The 18410-nt window shown below is 35.5% G+C and carries 17 protein-coding genes; 1 reads left to right on the top strand and 16 read right to left on the bottom strand.

The features are described from left to right. The 15 genes from ACH0QE_RS09970 to selD all read right to left on the bottom strand — a co-directional run. Positions 1–941: twin-arginine translocation signal domain-containing protein (locus ACH0QE_RS09970; protein WP_415800542.1), on the bottom strand; the 941-nt coding region annotated here is incomplete at its 3' end. Beyond that, positions 904–2184 carry an NrfD/PsrC family molybdoenzyme membrane anchor subunit gene (nrfD, locus tag ACH0QE_RS09965; RefSeq protein WP_052442121.1) on the bottom strand — a complete coding sequence of 427 codons (1281 nt, stop codon included), beginning with the start codon at positions 2182–2184 and terminating at the stop codon, positions 904–906. The genes ACH0QE_RS09970 and nrfD (ACH0QE_RS09965), both read right to left, overlap by 38 nt. A 17-nt stretch (positions 2185–2201) precedes the next feature. Beyond that, the gene (locus tag ACH0QE_RS09960) at positions 2202–3080 is read right to left on the bottom strand and encodes a 4Fe-4S dicluster domain-containing protein (protein ID WP_041965252.1); all 879 of its coding nucleotides are present in this window, start codon (positions 3078–3080) and stop codon (positions 2202–2204) included. A 158-nt stretch (positions 3081–3238) separates the two neighbouring features. Continuing rightward, a complete protein-coding gene (locus ACH0QE_RS09955; RefSeq protein WP_415800540.1) occupies positions 3239–5479 on the bottom strand; it encodes a molybdopterin-containing oxidoreductase family protein in 2241 nt (746 codons plus the stop codon). Further along, positions 5463–6683 (bottom strand): NrfD/PsrC family molybdoenzyme membrane anchor subunit, encoded by a 1221-nt coding sequence (gene nrfD, locus ACH0QE_RS09950; protein ID WP_415781390.1) that lies wholly within the window; start codon positions 6681–6683, stop codon positions 5463–5465. Before nrfD (ACH0QE_RS09950) ends, ACH0QE_RS09955 begins: the two co-directional genes overlap by 17 nt. Then, positions 6676–7455, bottom strand: a complete 780-nt coding sequence (locus ACH0QE_RS09945; RefSeq protein WP_415781391.1) for a 4Fe-4S dicluster domain-containing protein — start codon at positions 7453–7455, stop codon at positions 6676–6678. Before ACH0QE_RS09945 ends, nrfD (ACH0QE_RS09950) begins: the two co-directional genes overlap by 8 nt. 4 nt (positions 7456–7459) lie before the next feature. Beyond that, positions 7460–8119: a response regulator gene (locus ACH0QE_RS09940; RefSeq protein ID WP_415781392.1), complete on the bottom strand. Its 660-nt coding sequence runs from the start codon at positions 8117–8119 to the stop codon at positions 7460–7462. Then, positions 8112–9545, bottom strand: coding sequence for a HAMP domain-containing sensor histidine kinase (locus ACH0QE_RS09935; RefSeq protein WP_415800538.1), 1434 nt, complete (start codon positions 9543–9545; stop codon positions 8112–8114). Before ACH0QE_RS09935 ends, ACH0QE_RS09940 begins: the two co-directional genes overlap by 8 nt. A gap of 1 nt (position 9546) precedes the next feature. Beyond that, complete coding sequence (locus ACH0QE_RS09930) at positions 9547–10434, bottom strand: PhnD/SsuA/transferrin family substrate-binding protein (protein WP_415800537.1); 888 nt, start codon at positions 10432–10434, stop codon at positions 9547–9549. Positions 10435–10901: 467 nt separating this feature from the next. Next, complete coding sequence (locus ACH0QE_RS09925; protein ID WP_415800536.1) at positions 10902–12017, bottom strand: cysteine desulfurase family protein; 1116 nt, start codon at positions 12015–12017, stop codon at positions 10902–10904. Positions 12018–12023: 6 nt separating this feature from the next. Then, complete coding sequence (locus ACH0QE_RS09920; RefSeq protein WP_415800535.1) at positions 12024–12716, bottom strand: class I SAM-dependent methyltransferase; 693 nt, start codon at positions 12714–12716, stop codon at positions 12024–12026. Between the two features lie 104 nt (positions 12717–12820). After that, a complete protein-coding gene (locus ACH0QE_RS09915) occupies positions 12821–13171 on the bottom strand; it encodes a DsrE/DsrF/TusD sulfur relay family protein (protein ID WP_415800534.1) in 351 nt (116 codons plus the stop codon). 35 nt (positions 13172–13206) lie between these two features. Further along, the gene (gene tsoY, locus ACH0QE_RS09910; RefSeq protein WP_415800533.1) at positions 13207–14364 is read right to left on the bottom strand and encodes a selenoprotein TsoY; all 1158 of its coding nucleotides are present in this window, start codon (positions 14362–14364) and stop codon (positions 13207–13209) included. 14 nt (positions 14365–14378) lie between these two features. Beyond that, positions 14379–14699: a DsrE/DsrF/TusD sulfur relay family protein gene (locus tag ACH0QE_RS09905; protein WP_041965244.1), complete on the bottom strand. Its 321-nt coding sequence runs from the start codon at positions 14697–14699 to the stop codon at positions 14379–14381. 153 nt (positions 14700–14852) lie between these two features. Then, on the bottom strand, positions 14853–15821 hold the full coding sequence (gene selD / locus ACH0QE_RS09900) for a selenide, water dikinase SelD (RefSeq protein ID WP_415800532.1): 969 nt from the start codon (positions 15819–15821) through the stop codon (positions 14853–14855). 147 nt (positions 15822–15968) lie between these two features. Here selD and ACH0QE_RS09895 point away from each other — a divergent pair, with 147 nt between their 5' ends. After that, the gene (locus ACH0QE_RS09895) at positions 15969–16853 is read left to right on the top strand and encodes a LysR family transcriptional regulator (RefSeq protein WP_415800531.1); all 885 of its coding nucleotides are present in this window, start codon (positions 15969–15971) and stop codon (positions 16851–16853) included. 376 nt (positions 16854–17229) lie between these two features. Here ACH0QE_RS09895 and ACH0QE_RS09890 read toward each other — a convergent pair. Continuing rightward, positions 17230–18410 (bottom strand): hypothetical protein (locus ACH0QE_RS09890; RefSeq protein WP_415800530.1); only part of this gene is annotated, 1181 nt, incomplete at its 5' end.

The raw sequence follows: 18410 nt of genomic DNA, 5'->3' as shown, positions 1-18410 counted from the left end.
ACAATTGATCCAAAAACCAATAAAAATTCAGTGTTTCTATGATCAGGTCGCGGAGATTTAATTCCTCCCGTCCACTTTCCTTCAAGATACTCTCTTGTTGAATGTACCCAAGCTTTATTACTAGTCTGACCACACAATGTCGTCTTTTCAATCCAGTTTACGCTACCAAATGAGTCATTTACGAACCTTTTTGTAAATTCTATTCGCCCATTATGGATACGACCGACCTGGAATAAAAATTGATTATTTTTTGGTCCAAGATCTGGATGGTTCGGGTCTATTAACACATCTAAATTATCTTTATGCTTTGCTTTAAATTCATCAACAGTCATTTCTTTTTTTCTAATTTTTGTAACGTCGTCAGCCATTGCTTTTGCAACCTTTGGATCTTTTAGAACAAAAATATCCTTTAAACCTTCAACATTTTGATTTTCACCGATATCTTTAAATATGTTCCCACCATTGACAATTTCATCTATTGCTTGGTCATAAGGAATGGTTTTCCACTTTCCAGAACCTCTAGGACCATCTCTTTTTATTACTTTTCTAAGTCTGTAGGGATCATATGCATGTTGTATTCCCGCTTGACCTTTTGGACAAAGCTTACCATCAATGCTTACTGCTTCTTTTGGTGATAAATCATAAGGTAAATTTTCCCCTAAGTTCATTGCACTGTATGGATTGCCATCTATTTTCATACAAACACCATTATTGATTTTGACCTTTATACTGCAGGCAACTGTACATTGTAAACATGCTGAGTAAAGTATGTTTTCTGGCTTTGCAAGTGGATATTCAAAATTCCCAACATAATCCAATTCTTTTGAATAGGTCTTTTTTATATTGGGCAGTCCCGTTCCCAAGAATGCTGTTCCACCCAACAAAGCACTTGTTTTAATAAAATTACGCCTTGATATGAATTTCTGGTGTTGGTTTTCCATGAGTTTGATGTACCTCCTTTTGCTTATTGAACACTGGTACTAATTGGACAGTTATACTAAACAATAAAATCACAATACCGATTAATCCTACGCTTGAAGACCACTCAAGCAAATTGGGAGAATATTCGTAAAGTAAACGGGATGAATTATAGGCGCTATCTAAACCATCAAAATGCGGCGCTACATATGCCGGGATTACGAGAATCCATCTAACACATACAATACCTAAAACCACAGAAAGTCCAGCTAAGCCCATCAATAGCCTCTTCCCTTTACTTATGGTAATAAGGAGAATTGGCAATATAATTACCATTCCGATTTGTCCAATCCAAAATATAAACCACCTATCCCCAAAGAGGATTTCATTAAATGTCATTCTTTCATGGTGTATAGGATTATATAGGCCAATTAGAAATTCTGCGATCATTAACAAGAGATCGATACCAATAAATAATGTTAGTAGGGTTCCTAATTCCTTTAAGAGAGAATCCCCGTTCTTTTTTGCACCACCAAAAAACGAGTACAAGAACAACATTAATGCCGCACCAGAGACTAAAGCGGAAACTAAGAAAATGATAGGAGTAAGTCCTGAGAACCAATATTCTTTTGCCATTACTACACCAAATAATGAGCCAGTTCCTCCGTGGACCCCAACTGCCGTTGGAATTCCAGCAATCCCCAAGATTTTCATCCATTTATGACTTTGTTCTCTATGAAACTCAAGCTTTTGTTGACTGTTAGGAACCTTATATCCTAGTGTTAAGGTTCTGTTAAACAGTTTGGTTAATCCTTTTGTAGACTGGGCCCTTTGTGCGAATTCTTCTCTCATTAAAAACCAAATTTCTGCCACAATTAGTAGCATATAAATTAAGTAAAATTGGATTTCCCAAGATAGAATTGAATTCGGTTGCCTATAAACTAAAGTGTGCCAAAATCTTTCAGGGTGGCCTAAATCAATTAGTACGAAGAGCAATCCGGCCATTAAGGAAAAAAATGCAGTAAATAGCGCAAGCTTTCCAATTCGCTCAAATTGTTTCATATTAAAGACATAGACCATTGTGGATAGAAGAAATGATCCTGCCGATAGACCTATAAAGTATATATAGAATACAATCCATAAGCCCCAGCTGGAATAACTAGTAAGTGCAGACATTTTCATACCTTCACTTAATCTTATATAAAGGCTTATTACACCAACAATTGCAATAAATGATAACACTGTAAAATATAATTTTTTTAACATTATTCAGCACCTCCTCTTTATGTTAAGTAATATACATTTGGTTCAGTACCTAATTCTTCTTTCAATCTCATAACTCGAGGTGAAGCTATTAATTCTGCTACCAAGCTCTCAGGATCATTCTTATCACCAATATATGTTGCTCTACCAATGCAGGTTGTTACACACATAGACAGCATTCCTTTATGAAGTCGGTGTTTACAGAAATGACACTTTCTTGCATTTCCAATTGGTGAATTTTTCTTTTCTCTTACTCGCTCTACTCCATACTCATAGTTTGGCTCTTTTTCATATTGCATGATTTCAGGTGTATTCTCAGTATGATACTCACCCCAGTCGAATGTTCTCGCACCATACGGGCAAGCAGTAATGCAATAGCGACAACCGATACACTTATCATAATCAATTGCCACAATTCCATCTTCACTTTTATAAGTTGCACCAATCGGGCAAACCTTTGTACATGGTGGATGTTCACATTGCATACATGGTCTTGGGGTAAACTTCTTTGTCACATTAGGAAATGTCCCAATCTCTTCCTCGATAACCGGACGGTAAACAACACCGGGAGGCAATACATTCTCTGAAACGCATGCCACAGTACAGGAAGAACAACCCACACATTTCTTTAAGTCAATCACCATGATCCATTGGATTTCATTTAATGGTTTTTTTAGCGCCCTCCTAACATCGTTTTGCATTCTAATAATAATTTCATCTGATTCAATTAATTCAGGAAAAGGGAGCAGGTCTTTGACTGTATCCTCATTTGCTGAAGCCAATTTTTCTAATAAAGGGACTTGACTAATAGCAAATGCTCCGGCACCTAAGGCTGCTGCACCTGCCCCCTTTATAAGAAAGTCTCTTCTTGATGTGTTTTTTGTCTCTTTTGAACCCATTTATTTCACCTCCATAAGAATTAAACGAAAAATATCTTCAATATCTATTTTAAAGCCCTTTATAAATCTACATAATTGGGGGAAACATTCATTTTCCATGGTCTGAAAATAGAAAAAAACCCTGATAAAAAATCAGGGTTTTCCCTTATACCTTTCAATCATAATTTCTCGATATTAACACAGATTTCCTTGTGTAACGCTTGACCAGTTATTTCATCTGATAACAAACCATTTAAATGGTTAACCGAGAAACCTTTGTCTTTTGCATATTTGCCAAATCCTTTATGTCCAAAACCCCACTCTGTGCCTAAAACCTTTGGATGTATTCCTGGGGTAATACGAAGTGTTGCTGTTACTCTACCGTAGGGTGAATTTACCCTGATACGGTCTCCATCATTAAACGACAAGGACTTTGCTGTTTCTGGATTTATATAAAGGAAATTTTGGTTCTTTAACTCTGATAGGTATGGATTATTTTGTGTACGGGAATGGGTGTGAGAGATATGTTTCCATGATATTAAATAAAATGGATAATTGGAATCAGGCATCCATTTTCTCTGACGAAATACTGGAAACTTATCTACATTACCTGAATCCAAAGTAGAAATTGAAAAATGAAATTTATTGTTTCTTAATTTGTATTTTTCAAATTGGGTTTCTTCATTAGACCGCCATACAGCACCAGAAAAAGATTTCAATTCAGCTAAAGTTATTCCAGCATCACTTTTTTGGAGTCGATAGTCCATATAATCCTCATATGAAATATCTTTAAATGCCACTTTCCCTTGGATATCCTTTAACTCTAGTCTATTGGCAAGTTCAATAAAGATATCAACTTCAGGAAGTTGACCAAATAGTGGCTCAACAACCGGTTGCCTTAAAGCTACATATTTCCAGTTTGTTCCCCTAGTTACCAGTCCTGAACGCTCCATATATATTGTCCCAGGTAAAACTAGGTCAGCTAAAAGCGCAGTCTCTGAAATATAATTATCAATGACAACTATAAAGTTTAATTTTTTTAATGCATCAACTACTATATTTGAATTAGGTAAGGATAGAACAGGATTACTCATTGTAAAAAATGCTACCTCTAATGGATAAGGTCCTGATTGATGGTATAGATGCCGAATTGCTTCGACATAAACACCCGACCGATGTCCAAAGGGGAAGTTTTCCAGTCCATCAAATCTTTTAGTTTTTGATTGGCTAGTTTGAATTGGAGAATTACCCAATTTAAACTCTTCAGTAAGCATCATACCACCAGGCTGGTCTACATTACCAACTAACACATTTAATAAAAAAATTGCTCTTGACGCATTAAACCCATTCGATTGTTGGCCAGGACCCACCCAAACATCTGCTATCGCTGGCTGATTGCTAGCAAACTCCCTTGCGAGAATTTGAATTTCATCAGACGGAATTCCACAGATTTTTTCAGCCCATTCTGGAGTCTTATCGGTTAAAAATTCTTTATACTCCTTAAAACCTTCAGTCCAATCATTTATAAATCTTTCGTTGTGTAAATTTTCTTTCACAATGACATGTGCTAATGCTAGTGCTAAAGCACCATCTGTCCCTGGGAGAATAGGCAACCATTTGTCTGCTTTTGCAGCAGTTTCACTAAACCTTGGATCAATAACAACTAATTTACTACCATTCTGCTTCCCGTTTAGGATTATTTGAGGTAGATGTGCCCACTTAACAGCAGATAATGGATTCCATCCAAATAACAGCATGAATTTGCAGTGCTGGTAATCGCCCAAGGGTTCTTCTACCCCTAGCACCGATTTTGCAGCTGATTTTCGAGTAACACTACATATATTGGTATGAAAACTGACATTTGGTGTCCCAAATAAATGGCAGAAATCTCGTTGGACATCGGTAAACAAGGAATTTTCAGAAAAAGTGATTAAAGCTTCTGGGCGATTTTCATCTAACAATTTTTTTAGTTTTTCCTGAATAATCTCCAATGCTTCTTCCCAACTTATTTCCTGCCATTCTGGATCAATGGAGACACCTTTTTCTGGATTGGTGCGCAACATAGGTTTTTTTATTCGGTCTGGATCATATAGAGACATAATTGCTGAAAGCCCTCTAGGACAAATTGCAGCTCCATACTTACTATTATCATAGTATCCGGTGGAGGTGTTACAAACACCAATTGGGTTATCAACATTAGGCTCTAGCTTTGACACAACTCCATCTCTGACAGTCGCAATAACACCAGTTCCCCCACCACACATATGACAACAGGTTGGAATTGTTACTTCTTCCCCTACCCGCAAGCTATCTGCTTTAGGCTTTAGGGAGTCTCCCAACAATAAAGAAGTTCCTAATGCAGCGGTCCCAACCAGAAACTCTCTTCTATTGCAATCGAACCATTTAAATGTTTTGCTCAATGTCATCACCTTTTATCTTTCTCCTAAAAAGAGCATCCCGAACATTAGGTATCCGATTAATTCCGAAAATATATATGATAGTTCCGGATATTATTATAAAGTAACTATAAATCCACTCCATAATACTAGGAGTATATTTAAAAGATTCATTTGACCGATACATATTTTCTGCTAATCCATCAATTAGGGGTACACTTAAAGTAGGTGCAATAAAGTTCATCCTTATGAACCATATACCAATTAAACATGTGATTGAACTTAGCCATAAGTATAAGAATTTCTGGTCAGAATAAAAATATATACAAAATAATAATACAGTTAATATAACACCAATTCCAATCTGGCCAATCCAAAAAGATTTTGAATAATCACCCAAAAATATTAAATTTATGAATGCAACCCTGTCATTAATGTCCGAATAATAATTTATAAAAAGTTGTAAAAGAACAAGAAAATTATCAAAGATTAAAAGTATAAAAAAGATTCTACTCAAGCTTCTGAGAGATCCGATTGAATACTTTAATCTTTTGAAAAAGCCAATAAAAAAGATTATTGCAGATATCCCAGATAAAGTGGCAGAGGTTAGGAATATTACTGGGAAAATAGCTGAATTCCAGAATGCTCTCGCCTTAACAACAGCAAACAATGCCCCTGTCCCGCCATGAACTGCTATTGCAAGTGGAATACCAAAATAAGTTATATATTTAATAATACTCTTTCTGTTTTTGCTTAACCATTTTATCATTTTTGTATCATCCGTCGGTTTCCAATAAGAAGGAAGATTATCCATAAATAATAGAACAGCAATCACCAAAAAATATAAAACGTATAAATGAAGTTCCCATGATAACACAGACGTTAAGTTTCGATTGATAAAGACCGTCCAAAATCTACCTAAATGTCCAATGTCAATTAATATAAAAAACAATCCAACCAAAAGTGACACCATCGAAGAATAAAGCGCTACTCTACCTAAATCCCTATATTTTTCCAGATTAAATATCTCAATTAACCCATAGGATAAAAACAGCCCCACACTTATCCCCAAAAAATAAACATAAAAAGTAACCCATAGCCCCCATCCCACCAGGTTGTTTAAGTTTGTAAATGAGAGCCCTTGATTAATTCTTATATACATAAGTAAAAATGCAATTAAAACCAAAATAGAAAAGACTAACCACCATATACTATTTGATTTACGCATCGCTTTCCTCTTTCCATTCTCCTATATACATAGTTCTTGGTTTTGTTCCTAAATTACCCTTTAATGCCCAACTCTTACTTGCCAATTTGCTCACTTCACTTTCAGGGTCATTCAAGTTCCCAAAGGTTCTTGCTTTTCCTAAACATGCGGTCACACATGCTGGTAGCTTCCCTTCTGCAAGTCTATGCGAACAATAATGGCACTTCCTTACTCCATTTAATGCGGGCATTGTTTTATCTCGTTTGTAGAATTGGTCGTATTCTGCATATGTTGTACTTTCAAAAGAGTTGGGCGGAGTATTATAGTTTTCTCCAAAATCAAAACTTCTTGCACCATATGGACAAGCAGTCATACAGTACCTGCAACCGATACACTTTTCATAATCAATAGTTACTATCCCATTATTTAGCTTTTTCGTAGCTCCGACAGGGCAAACTTTCACACAGGGAGGCTTATCACATTGCATACAAATTCTAGGTAAAAACTTCTTTTTGGGATGAGGAAATTCTCCTTCCTCTCTTTCAATGACCACATTATAGTTCATATCTGGAGGTGTGTTGTTTTCTTGCTTACATGCGATTGTACATGCATTACAACCAATGCACCGGTCTAAATCTATTACCATGCCATATTTAACACTTGAATCATCATCTTTATCTGATTCTTCCTCTAAATTATTACTACTTCTAATTAGTTCACCTGCAACTAACCCTAAAGTACCTAATAGCGATGTAATCAATAATTTTTTTCTAGTAAGCTTTTTATCTTCCATATTATCACCACTCTTCATCATCAAGGTTATGATCAATACTGTAACGTATTAAATCAGCAAGGCGCTTTACTTGTAGCTTTTCTTTTATATTGTGTTTATGAGTTTCAACAGTTTTTATGCTAATTACCAAATCCTCGGATATTTCCTTGTCCGTTAGACCTCTTGAAACAAGCCTTAGCACTTCTTTTTCACGTTTTGTCAATTCCTTTTTTTCTTGGATAGGCCGTCTTCCAGACGAACTTTTCTTATTTATCAATGAGTTTATATACGATTGAGCAAGGCTTGTATCAACATATGACCCATCATCCATTACGTTTTTTATCCCAGAAATTAGCTCTTCCTCTGGTGCTTTTTTTAATATATAGCCGTTAGCTCCTAACTCCATTGCGCGAACTAAAGAATCTTGGTCGCTATACATAGTGAGCATTACTATTTTAATAGTAGACTTGATTGCTTTTATTGCAGGAATCGTTTCAAATCCATCCATATATGGCATATTTATATCTAAAAGAACGATGTCAGGATTAGTCTTTTTTACTAATTCCAATAATTCTTTTCCATTCTCTGCTTCACCAACAATTTTGAAATTTTCCACTTGGCTGAGTAAAATTTTTAATCCAGACCGCACCAGATTATGGTCATCTGCTAGTAAAATTCTAATCATCACTTTTAACCTCCTTCAGCGGTATACGCACAAAAACTGTGGTACCTAAGCCCTTTTCTGATTCAATTAGCAATGTTCCTTCTACTAGGGACGCTCTTTCTTTCATGCTAAAGAGACCCATATTCTTGTTAGAGCTCATATTTTCAAATTCACGATTAACATCAAAACCAATTCCATTATCCTCAATAATTAATATTAAGTGTGTCTTTGAGTTTTCTATCGTTATTACTACGTCTGTCGCATTTGCGTATTTAGCAATATTTGTTAAGGCTTCCTGCATGATTCTGAAAATTGTCGTTTTGGTTTGTTTTGATAAATCTAATTTGGTTCGATTATCTATCTCAAGGGAAATATTTATATTTGACCTTTGTTGATAATCTTTTGCATAACGTTCTAGTATATCTTCAATACTTCTGCCTTCTAAAAAACGTGGACCAATTTCAACAATTAAATCATGAATATTTTTTAGAGAAAGAGATACTTGGCTGTGTAAGTCAATGATTTGTTCCTTTAGTCTCTCATCATTCATTTCTTGTTCAAGCGATTTGAGGTTAAGCTTAACACCTGTTAACGATTGGCCAATTTCATCATGTAGTTCCATAGCTATAAATTTTCTTTCTTCTTCCTGAATATCTATAATTTTTTCTAAAAGGATCTGTCTCTTTTTATCTAATTCATCGGTTTTTACTCTATAATTCTCCAAGTCATCAACCATTTGATTAAATGATCGAATAAGTGTCCCCATTTCGTCATTCCTATCATTAGTTGGAACTCTATAATTAAAATTCCCCTTTGATAAAAATTGTGTCCCTTTAACTAAATCATTAATTGGCTTAGTGATGATTCTGTGAAGTGAGGCCACAATTATAGCAGACGTTAAGAAAAAAATAACAAGGCTAAAAAGAATATTTGATAAAATTGTTTTGATAATGGACAATTGTTTATCCTCTGAAATTCCAACCCGTATTAAACCAACATCATACTCAGTTACAGGTGCAGGGAAATCCCAAATATACCCCTTATCTGTTTTTACAACTCTAAAATTTTCATCATCTCCAGCATTCAGTAGTTCTTTTGTTGGCTCACCTGAAAATGTATGGGCAAACAACCTAGAGTTCCAATCAAACACCAAAATATATTCAATATTTTCATTTGCTTTTTTATGTTCTTTTAATATATTGTTAACCCCGTTTACATTTTCAGTTAATAGATATTCTGCAACAGAATCACCAATTGTTTTAGAAAGGTTCTTCCCTTGGTCTTCGAATTGTTGTTGTAAATGTGCTCTAAGCAATGATTCAGTGAAGCTTCCTATCCATAGAAACAGTACAAGTGCTAAGATTAAATAAATTCCAAATAATTTGCTGCTCAAGTTTAATGATTCATGTAAGAATTTTCTTACCTTCTCCAATCTTACTTTTTCCATCCTACTTCAACCTATCATTATTTATTTCATCGAATGAAGATACCTGTATAGTTTCCGCTATAACTTCTTGCTTTTTATCTACCGGAAAATCTCTAAAATAATCATAGATTTTTTCTTTAACATCAATACTTAACTTATTACTAATCAGAATGACTGGCTGCGGGCCAGACTTGAATTCTTTAACTACTTGTAGATTCCCAAGTAGTGGAACAACACTTTTGTTATTAAAATTATTTATTATGGAGAGATTTAATGAATCAATACTTACACCTTTAACAATGTTTGATTGAAGTGCGAAAATGGACTCGTCTACATAAAATGAATAATAATAATTTCCAAAAAAGGTTTCCTTGCTCTCACCAATAGCCTCTAAATATTCCTCTATTCCTTGACTGTTGACAGAACTAGGTTCAGTAAATCCGAATACTTGATTACTTAAATTAGAAATTTCTTGAATACTATCATCCTTAACAACAATCAAAGACCTGGGAGGAGTTGGGAAAGATGGGGAGAAAACAATTGAATACCCTTCCATATTGTTTTGAAAGCTATATTGATCTAGATAAAGATATGCCAAATCAATTTGGCCATCTTCTAACAACGTATTGAATTCTGAATAACTTTTTTTTAAATTAAGATGTGTGAGTAAGGAAGTTTTTTCAGTTATGTCATTAGCCATCTTATTAAAAAGTACAAAATTCATAAGAGGTGACAGTTCATTATAGACACCAAATTGTATATCAGAATTAAGATTCTGTTTCTCACTTTCTTTGGGGAAATGTTCTACTTTAATCTCTGGTTCTTTATATGTATTCATACTAATTAACACAGCGGAACCAATTAAAAGGGGGATTAACAAAACTTTTATGAAGCTTTTTGATGTTAACATAGGGTTATCCCTTCATTTCTCAAAATGATTTTGGACTAACAAGTAATTTTACAAAGCAACTTTTTAACATAAGTAAAGTTTCCATAATCTAATGAAGCAAAACTCTTGATTTTATCATAACCCCCTTAATTACACCTCACAATACATGCATTAAAATGTTCAAATAAATGTGACAAAATTATCACTTTATCTCGATTACTGACATAAAAAAACCTTGATCATCATACATGTGTCCAAGGTTTCTTGTATTTTTTTAATAACGACTGCCAAAGATTTTATTTATCGATTATTCACCCCAAGTAAAAAAGTCCTTATTTGTTCATTTAATAAAATTATATTTACTGAATCCATATTAAAAAACACTCTTGCACCAATGAGTAAAATGACATAGTTTAATTTTTTGAATACCTTTGCTTTAAAATAATACAACCATGCCAGATAATAATTTTTTGGCATGGTTGTATTATTTAAATCCCTAAATTTAACCTATTTAGTACTTGGTCGATTTCTTCTTTGGTTGTATATCTTCCAAGGCTGAATCTGATTGCGCCCATCCCAATATGCTCAGGTATTCCCATCTCCTTCAGTACAGGAGATAATTCTACTCTTCCTGAGTGGCAGGCTGAACCTGTAGATGCTGCCATTTCAGGAATAGAATTTAATATCTCTTGACCAACTTTATTGATAAAACTAACATTCAGGGTATTCGGTAATCGGTTTTTTGCATGACCATTCAAAAGAATTCCTTCACCGAAAGTGCTTTTTAATTGTTTCCAAAAGTAGTTAGTCAGTTCTTGAATGGAATCGTCATATACATGCTCTAAGGCCAACTCGCACGCCTTTCCCAAGCCTACTGCAAGCAGTGTATTCTCTGTTCCAGCCCGTAAGCCGAATTCATGTCCTGCGCCATGGATAAGCGGCTCTATACATGTTCCCTCCCGTATGTAAAGAGCACCTATACCTTTTGGCGCATAAAGTTTGTGACCAGCAATTGTTAGCAGATCAACATTTAGATCATTCACATCGATTGGTACCTTTCCCACAGATTGGGAAGCGTCTGTATGAAAAGCAATTCCGTATCGTTTCGCTAGTCGTCCAATTTGATCTATTGGCTGGAGGGTACCGGTTTCATTATTGGAATGCATGATCGTAATCAGTATGGTATCTTCCCTAATAGATTTTTCAATCTCTGTAGGAGAAACCATACCATAACGGTCAACATCCACCATTGTGACCCGTGCACCCAAATGTTCCAAAAACTTTAAAGGCTGTTGTATCGCAGGGTGCTCGACTTTTGATGTGATGATATGGCTACCTCTATCTTTATTTTTAAAGAAATATCCTTTTAATGCAAGGTTATTTGCCTCGCTTCCACCGCTTGTAAATATAATTTCTTCAGGCGAGCTTGACAGCAGGTTTGCCACTTGATTCCGTGCTAGTCTCAGTCTTTCCTTTACTGGACGGCCTGCCCAATGAACTGCTGAAGGGTTGCCATAGAAATCGGTTAACAACGGCTTCATTTCATTTACAACTTCTGGAGCGATTGGAGTACTTGCATTATAATCCAGATAAACCTCACTCATTCTTTTCTATTCCCCCTTAACCCATCGTACAGCAAAGTAGCCTGCTTCTTTTTCAGATCCAACTACCCTTTTCTCAATTTCCAATGCATCGGCCTGTTCCGCATTTAAAAAATCCGCTTCTGTCATAAAGAGTCCCAGTTGCACCTTATCAGTTCCCAATGAATACAACTTCTTTGCAGTATCTGGAGAGAAGAAAGAAGCATTAGCAAAAACACTTTCCGTCTTTTCTTCTCCTTGTATGCGATATTTCTCACCCCAGGAACTTTCCTTCCCAATAAAGCCGCATACAAATCTTCCCCCCTTTTTAAGCACTCTGATTGCTTCATTTACGACAGCTTCAGGGTCCTTTACAAATTCAAGCACGATATTGGCAACGATTAAATCAAATGTTTCATCATCAAAAGGAAGTTTTTGTATATCGGATTGAACATAATCAATATTCAAAGAAGAAGCAATTGTTTTTTCTTTTGCAATCTCAAGCATGTTACTTGAAATATCCACACCTGAAACATTCAACCCCATTCTCGCCAGCCAAATGGAGTAAATACCAGTGCCGCACCCCAGGTCTAGTGCTTTCTCACCTTTTCTCGGCAGTGATAACTGGAAGATAATATTCTTCTCTAGATTGTCGACATATGATCCAATTTCTGTCGTACACCACGAATCATAAGTTGCAGCAGAACGATCAAAAAGTGCCATTAGCATTTCTCCTCACTAACTTTAAATTTTACTAAATTATAACAAAAGTTCAGCGAACATCCTTAATTCAAAAAAACCTCCGTATTCACGGAGGGAAATTAGTTTTAATAGGTTATGATTTTATCAGCCCAGATTGACCATTCTGCAAGCTCATCCATCGTACTTTTATGCGAGCTTTCATGCAACTCTTCCTCAGACATACCGCGTGCATCCATACAACTTCCGCAAACAGCAACGTCGATTCCTTTACGCTTAGCGACAGTGAGCATTTTTTCCAAATTGTAATATCCATTAGGTGTTTTTTGATTCTTTTTGGCACACGCAGCTGCGTCAGCGATCAAGAATACCCTTACTTCCGTGTTCTCTTTTCCAGCGATTGCGTTTGCCTGCCTTAAAGCATTGTAAGCACGTTCTGTTCCGTATGGCGGGTCATTGACGATGAATAAGAATTTCATTTTTATTCCCCTCTTCTTCTAAGTTTTTAAAATAATCAGCCTGTTACATTCTGATTTGAGACAACAGGAATAATTTCCGCTTTGTTTGCTTTATGGAACTTCACAAAAATGATGATATAAAGAATTGCAGCGAATACTGTGCTAATATAATTCACGATTGATAGCACATTTCCAGGGAAGTAAATCCCCTGCACATAAACCCCCAAAACTTGGGAGCCAACGAACGCTCAAACCATCCCCCATTGAGTCGGGGCAAACTGACTCTTGAAAAATTCTCTCCTCAGATAGTCAAACAGCAGGTAAACAGTGAAGATTCCCCAACCAATGGTGATGACGTATGAAGCAGTAATCAGGAAAAAAGAAATTACACTGGCATCAAAGGTAAAGATATTTTGAAAATGACCCATGATCCGGTAAAAACTTAACCCTAGCAAACAGGTAATTGGGATGACAAGAAAGAATGCCGGAAGTATGGGTTTATCAGGCAATTGGGCATTTTTTATCTGAATGTAAATCAGAAACGATAGCTTTGCCACAAACAAGAATACTCCAAAGACCAGCACGAACAATGATGTTACGGATGCGAAGGATGCAATGGCACTATTCTCTGCCAATGAGGCAATCCCCGTTCCAGCCAGGCTCACTAGGCCGAAAGCGAAAACATCCAGCAGCCAGACAAAGTTCAATTTACTGGCATCCATTGGGTTGATAAACCAGCTTTTTGCCACTTTAAATTCCAGAAAAAATAACGAAACCCACAGAATCATATAGAATAGTAGAGAGCCCCACATGAGAGTCTGTAAAGACAAACCTGGCAGATAGAATGCAAATGGCCCCCATACAACGTTTGCCGTCATCGATAAGGATGCAATAGGAACAAAAATTGTTATATTTGTAAGCGGGTTTTCCATAAAGGAATTGAACTGATTTTTTGTCTTCAGCCATGAAGCCATTCCCCTTAGGAATACAACAGTAAGAATTAGGTTGGCTGCAGTTGAACCAAGCATGATCAATACTAGAATCGCATTAAGAATGACCTGTAATGGACTCATTTGAGACCAAAATATGTCCGATATCTTGATAAGGCCTTCTCCATGAGGGATGGCAAATTGCAGATAGTTGAACGCCATCAGAGATACACCACCGGCAGCCAATGCTGCCTGGAACTTGATTGGAGCAAATTTTAATTTCATCTTGTCAAACTCCTTTAAAAAGTAATAACCTTTTCTGCCCATTCCACCATTTCGATACAATCCTTCATAGTTGAGATTGGACAAACCGTCTGATTATCAAGTTTGCGGGATTGAATGCAAGTGCCACATGCCAAAATCACTCCATCATTTTCAAGAAAATGATTAAACTCTTTTGCGGTGTTGAATTTTTCATGAGTAACACTTTCACATTCAACTCCTTCTCCCATTAAAAAAATCTTTACCTCATGACCATGAAGGAGAGATGCATTTGCAAACCTAAATGCATTCCAGCTTTTTTCCGGTTCTTTCGTCTCGATAATGATTCCAAATTTCAATGAATTTTCCTCCTTTGCTGTTCTTGATAAATGTTCTTTATATTGTCATTATAGAACCGGTCAATTCATAATGGAAATGCATTATAATTATACTGTAATGAGTATTTTGCATAGTTAAGTGAACAAAAAAAGAGTCAGGAACGACAAGGGTTCCTAACTCTTAATTTTGATATTTTTTATTGTTTCAATAAGTTTTTCCTTTTGTTCAACAGCCTTTCCAATTTCGTATAAAGGTAGGCTTTTGTCAGAGAAATACCTTTTCAATATTTCTGCTTGCTCAGGCGAAACAATTATAAGAAGTCCGCCGGAGGTTTGTGGGTCAAACAATAAATACTCTTCTTCCCTCGATAATGCGTCTCTATGTAGAACGTTCTTATGGAAGGAGTAGTGGTTTTTGATGATTCCTTCTGGCACAGCTCCCTGTTCTAGCAACGGAAAAACATCATCTAGATGCGGGATTTTATCATTATAAATTTCAATGGATACTCTGCTTTTCTCTGCTACTTCTGACAGGTGGCCTAAAAGACCGAATCCAGTCACATCCGTACAGGCATGAATGTCTACCTTGAGAAAAGCTGCAGATGCATCACGGTTCAACGTCATCATCAGTTCCACCACTTCGTTTACTTGCTGTTCACTGGCCAGCTTATGGTCGATGGCAGTTGTGTAAATACCAATACCCAGCGGCTTGGTTAGAAAGATTAAGTCTCCTGACTTAGCACCTGATTTGCTGATGAATTTACCACCCTCAGGGATGAAGCCAGTTACACTGAATCCATATTTGGGGGAATCGTCTATGGTGTGGCCGCCAACAATGGCAACACCAGCTTCCATCGCTTTATCTGCTCCACCCTTGATCATAGATTCAAGGTAGCTTAGAGGCAGGGATGAAATCGGGAATTCAATGATATTTAACGCATACTTAGGGACCCCTCCTTTTGCATATATGTCGCTGAGAGCATTCGCAACTGCAATGGCACCAAATTGATAGGGGTCATCAACGATAGGTGTGATGATATCGACAGTTTGCAGAAGGGTTTCATTTTGATGGGTAAAAGCAAACACATCTTCCCCAATTCCTGCAATAATTTTTTGGTCAGATGAACCTGGTAAATTACGCAACACTTGCGCAAGGTCTGAGGACCGTATTTTACATGCTCAGCCAGATCCTGAAGAATAAGAGGTTAACGCAATATTAGGATTATGCATACTCTTCTCCTTTGTTTTTATTAACTTCATCATACCATGATAAGATTCAGGGGTGTAAATATGGATTTCCACCAATTAAAGAGTTTTTACTATGTAGCCAACTACCTTAATTTTTCAAAAGCCGCAGAAAAGGTTTCCCTTAGCCAGCCTGCCGTTTCCAGGCAAATTGAAGCATTGGAAGCCTATTATAAGCTTTCTCTCTTTAATCGAAGTGGAAGGAAGGTTGAGTTAACAGACGCAGGAAGGAGATTGCTCCAATATACCGAAAAAATCCTTTTGCTGACAGAAGAAACAGAAAAAGCCATGATGGCCCTGACTAACCTGGAGACTGGTGATATTAGAGTGGGAGCATGCACGACTGTTGGCAACTATATTTTGCCCGCTTTAATTGTCGATTTCCAAAACAAATATAAAAAAATCAAGGTGGATTTAATAATTGATCATACAGATTCTATCATTGAAAAATTAAAAAAAGGAGAGTTGGATGTAGCTATTACTGCTTATGGAAATAATGACCCATTTTTAACATATAAGCCAATTTTGAAAGATGAAATAGTATTCGTTACTGAAAGAGGTTCCAGATTGGATGGTGTATCATCTATCCATCAATTGAAGAATGAGTTATTCTTTTTAAGAAAAAAAGGGTCAAATACAAGGGAACTTATTGATTTACTGTTTGAATCACATGGATTCCAACCAACTAAGGTGCTTGAATTCGATACAAACGAAGCAATCATGAGAGCACTTAAAAATGGAAGAGGAATTGGTATCCTGCCACAGCTTGTTATTACGGATACACTGCAATCAGGACAGATAGAAAGGTATGAAATTAACGAAAGAAGCCAAAGAAGCTTTGCAGTCATATCACCAAGAGAAAAATTTATCAGTCCTTCTCTTTTAATTTTCAGTAATTATATAAAGAAAAATATATTTGCATACAATTAAAAAATAAAAACTACATCTTAATTTTGCACATTTAATAGAGGCATAAACAAAAAGGAATTTAAGTTAATTGTATTAGATTATATAGAAAAATTTATATGCTTCTTTAACAAAACAGCATCGTCGTTACTTTAAGTGTGTTTTTTTTCACAAACTCTAAAGTCTCAAATGTGATTTGCAACAATCTGCGCCTTTTACAGAAGACAGGTAAACAGCCTGTCATTCCTTGACACATTTTGTCATTCAGTAGTATGAAATGTCTATACAATTATTGGCTGTAATCATATTAAATCTACTAGGTAATTCTGTTGCGAGAATATTCGATTTAATAACAAGAAAATGGACTAGATAAAAATACTCAGAGCAAACCAAATGCCTTTTAGGTATTTGGTTTGTTAATTGCTAACTTACTTTTGTTTTGTTTCCACAGGTGAAGATTAACAGAGTCTTTTTGTTCCTTATTTATTTCAACTATAAAAGTTGGTATGTAATCAAACTCTAGAGGACAAGAATAATAAGTATTCTCATTGAATTCGCTCTGCTGATAGTGTTCTAACCAACAATAGAAATAGTTAGTTATAATCATCCCATAAATTTTATTAATTAACCATAAAACTAATTTGCGAGTTCTATATTTTTCATCAATAGAGGATATCGTTGTATAAAAAAGCCTTTCAAAAAAACCATGCTCTTGGCAGCAATAAACTTTAAAATTAAGGTAAGTATTATGAATCTTTGGTCTTTTTTTGTCTACTTCAGAAATATTACTAAGCCCCTCAATAAATTTTCTCCAATGAACGTAAGCGTTAGAGTATGGACACTTTGGCTTAACAGGATGTTTCCTAATATTTAATTCTATACATTGTTTGTGTTTAAATAATATGGTAGCTTTTATGTGCCTTACAATTGAATGAAATGTTTTTAGAGTAGATAAATACACTAGTTTAAAGTCATTTTCAGTAAAATTGAATATATCTTCATTATTATTTGCTTTTGGACTACTGAAAGTAAGTAACTCTTCTTTACCAATATTCTCTTTATATTTATTAAACAAAATGTAGTTATACTTCTCTAAAGGAGCCTCTCTGGAAAAGCATACACTTGGATCAAAATAAAGAATTTTATTTCCTTTATTTGATTTATTTTCAATTAATTCTTTTGTGATACCACAGCTTACCTGAAATTTATTTGAGTTTACTGTTTGCCATTTGTTTTTAGCATTAATAAACAAATGAACTTTTTCGCTAGTTTCTCCATCTCTATTTAACGCTTCAAGTTGAAAATTACTATCAAGAGAATCATCAACTAAAATATTCTTTTTATAGTTAGTGATAGTCAAAGGTAATTTATGAAAAGGGCAGTAACTTAAAAATTTATATTGATGGAATATGCTATGATAATTAAACTCTATACATGTTGTACAAGTCGTAACTTCCATTCTAAACAACTTTTCTAGAGGGAAATGACCAATAGGTAGTCCAGTAGAAAGTAATTTGACTATGTTCAATTGATGTTTATTAAGATCATAACCCATTAATATATTCGGTTCTGAATTAAATT

The organism is Mesobacillus sp. (assembly GCF_047739415.1).
Lineage (GTDB): Bacteria > Bacillota > Bacilli > Bacillales > Cytobacillaceae > Mesobacillus.
This window is presented reverse-complemented; position numbering and strand designations above follow the sequence as displayed.

Bases quoted from the DNA above. Each gene is read 5' to 3' on its own strand.
- ACH0QE_RS09920 (WP_415800535.1), bottom strand. From the start codon at position 12,716: ATGGCACTTTTTGATCGTTCTGCTGCAACTTATGATTCGTGGTGTACG.
- ACH0QE_RS09945 (WP_415781391.1), bottom strand. From the start codon at position 7,455: ATGGAAGATAAAAAGCTTACTAGAAAAAAATTATTGATTACATCGCTA.
- ACH0QE_RS09960 (WP_041965252.1), bottom strand. From the start codon at position 3,080: ATGGGTTCAAAAGAGACAAAAAACACATCAAGAAGAGACTTTCTTATA.
- ACH0QE_RS09930 (WP_415800537.1), bottom strand. From the start codon at position 10,434: ATGTTAACATCAAAAAGCTTCATAAAAGTTTTGTTAATCCCCCTTTTA.
- nrfD (WP_415781390.1), bottom strand. From the start codon at position 6,683: ATGCGTAAATCAAATAGTATATGGTGGTTAGTCTTTTCTATTTTGGTT.
- ACH0QE_RS09895 (WP_415800531.1), top strand. From the start codon at position 15,969: ATGGATTTCCACCAATTAAAGAGTTTTTACTATGTAGCCAACTACCTT.
- ACH0QE_RS09940 (WP_415781392.1), bottom strand. From the start codon at position 8,119: ATGATTAGAATTTTACTAGCAGATGACCATAATCTGGTGCGGTCTGGA.
- ACH0QE_RS09935 (WP_415800538.1), bottom strand. From the start codon at position 9,545: ATGGAAAAAGTAAGATTGGAGAAGGTAAGAAAATTCTTACATGAATCA.
- nrfD (WP_052442121.1), bottom strand. From the start codon at position 2,184: ATGTTAAAAAAATTATATTTTACAGTGTTATCATTTATTGCAATTGTT.
- ACH0QE_RS09915 (WP_415800534.1), bottom strand. From the start codon at position 13,171: ATGAAATTCTTATTCATCGTCAATGACCCGCCATACGGAACAGAACGT.
- ACH0QE_RS09925 (WP_415800536.1), bottom strand. From the start codon at position 12,017: ATGAGTGAGGTTTATCTGGATTATAATGCAAGTACTCCAATCGCTCCA.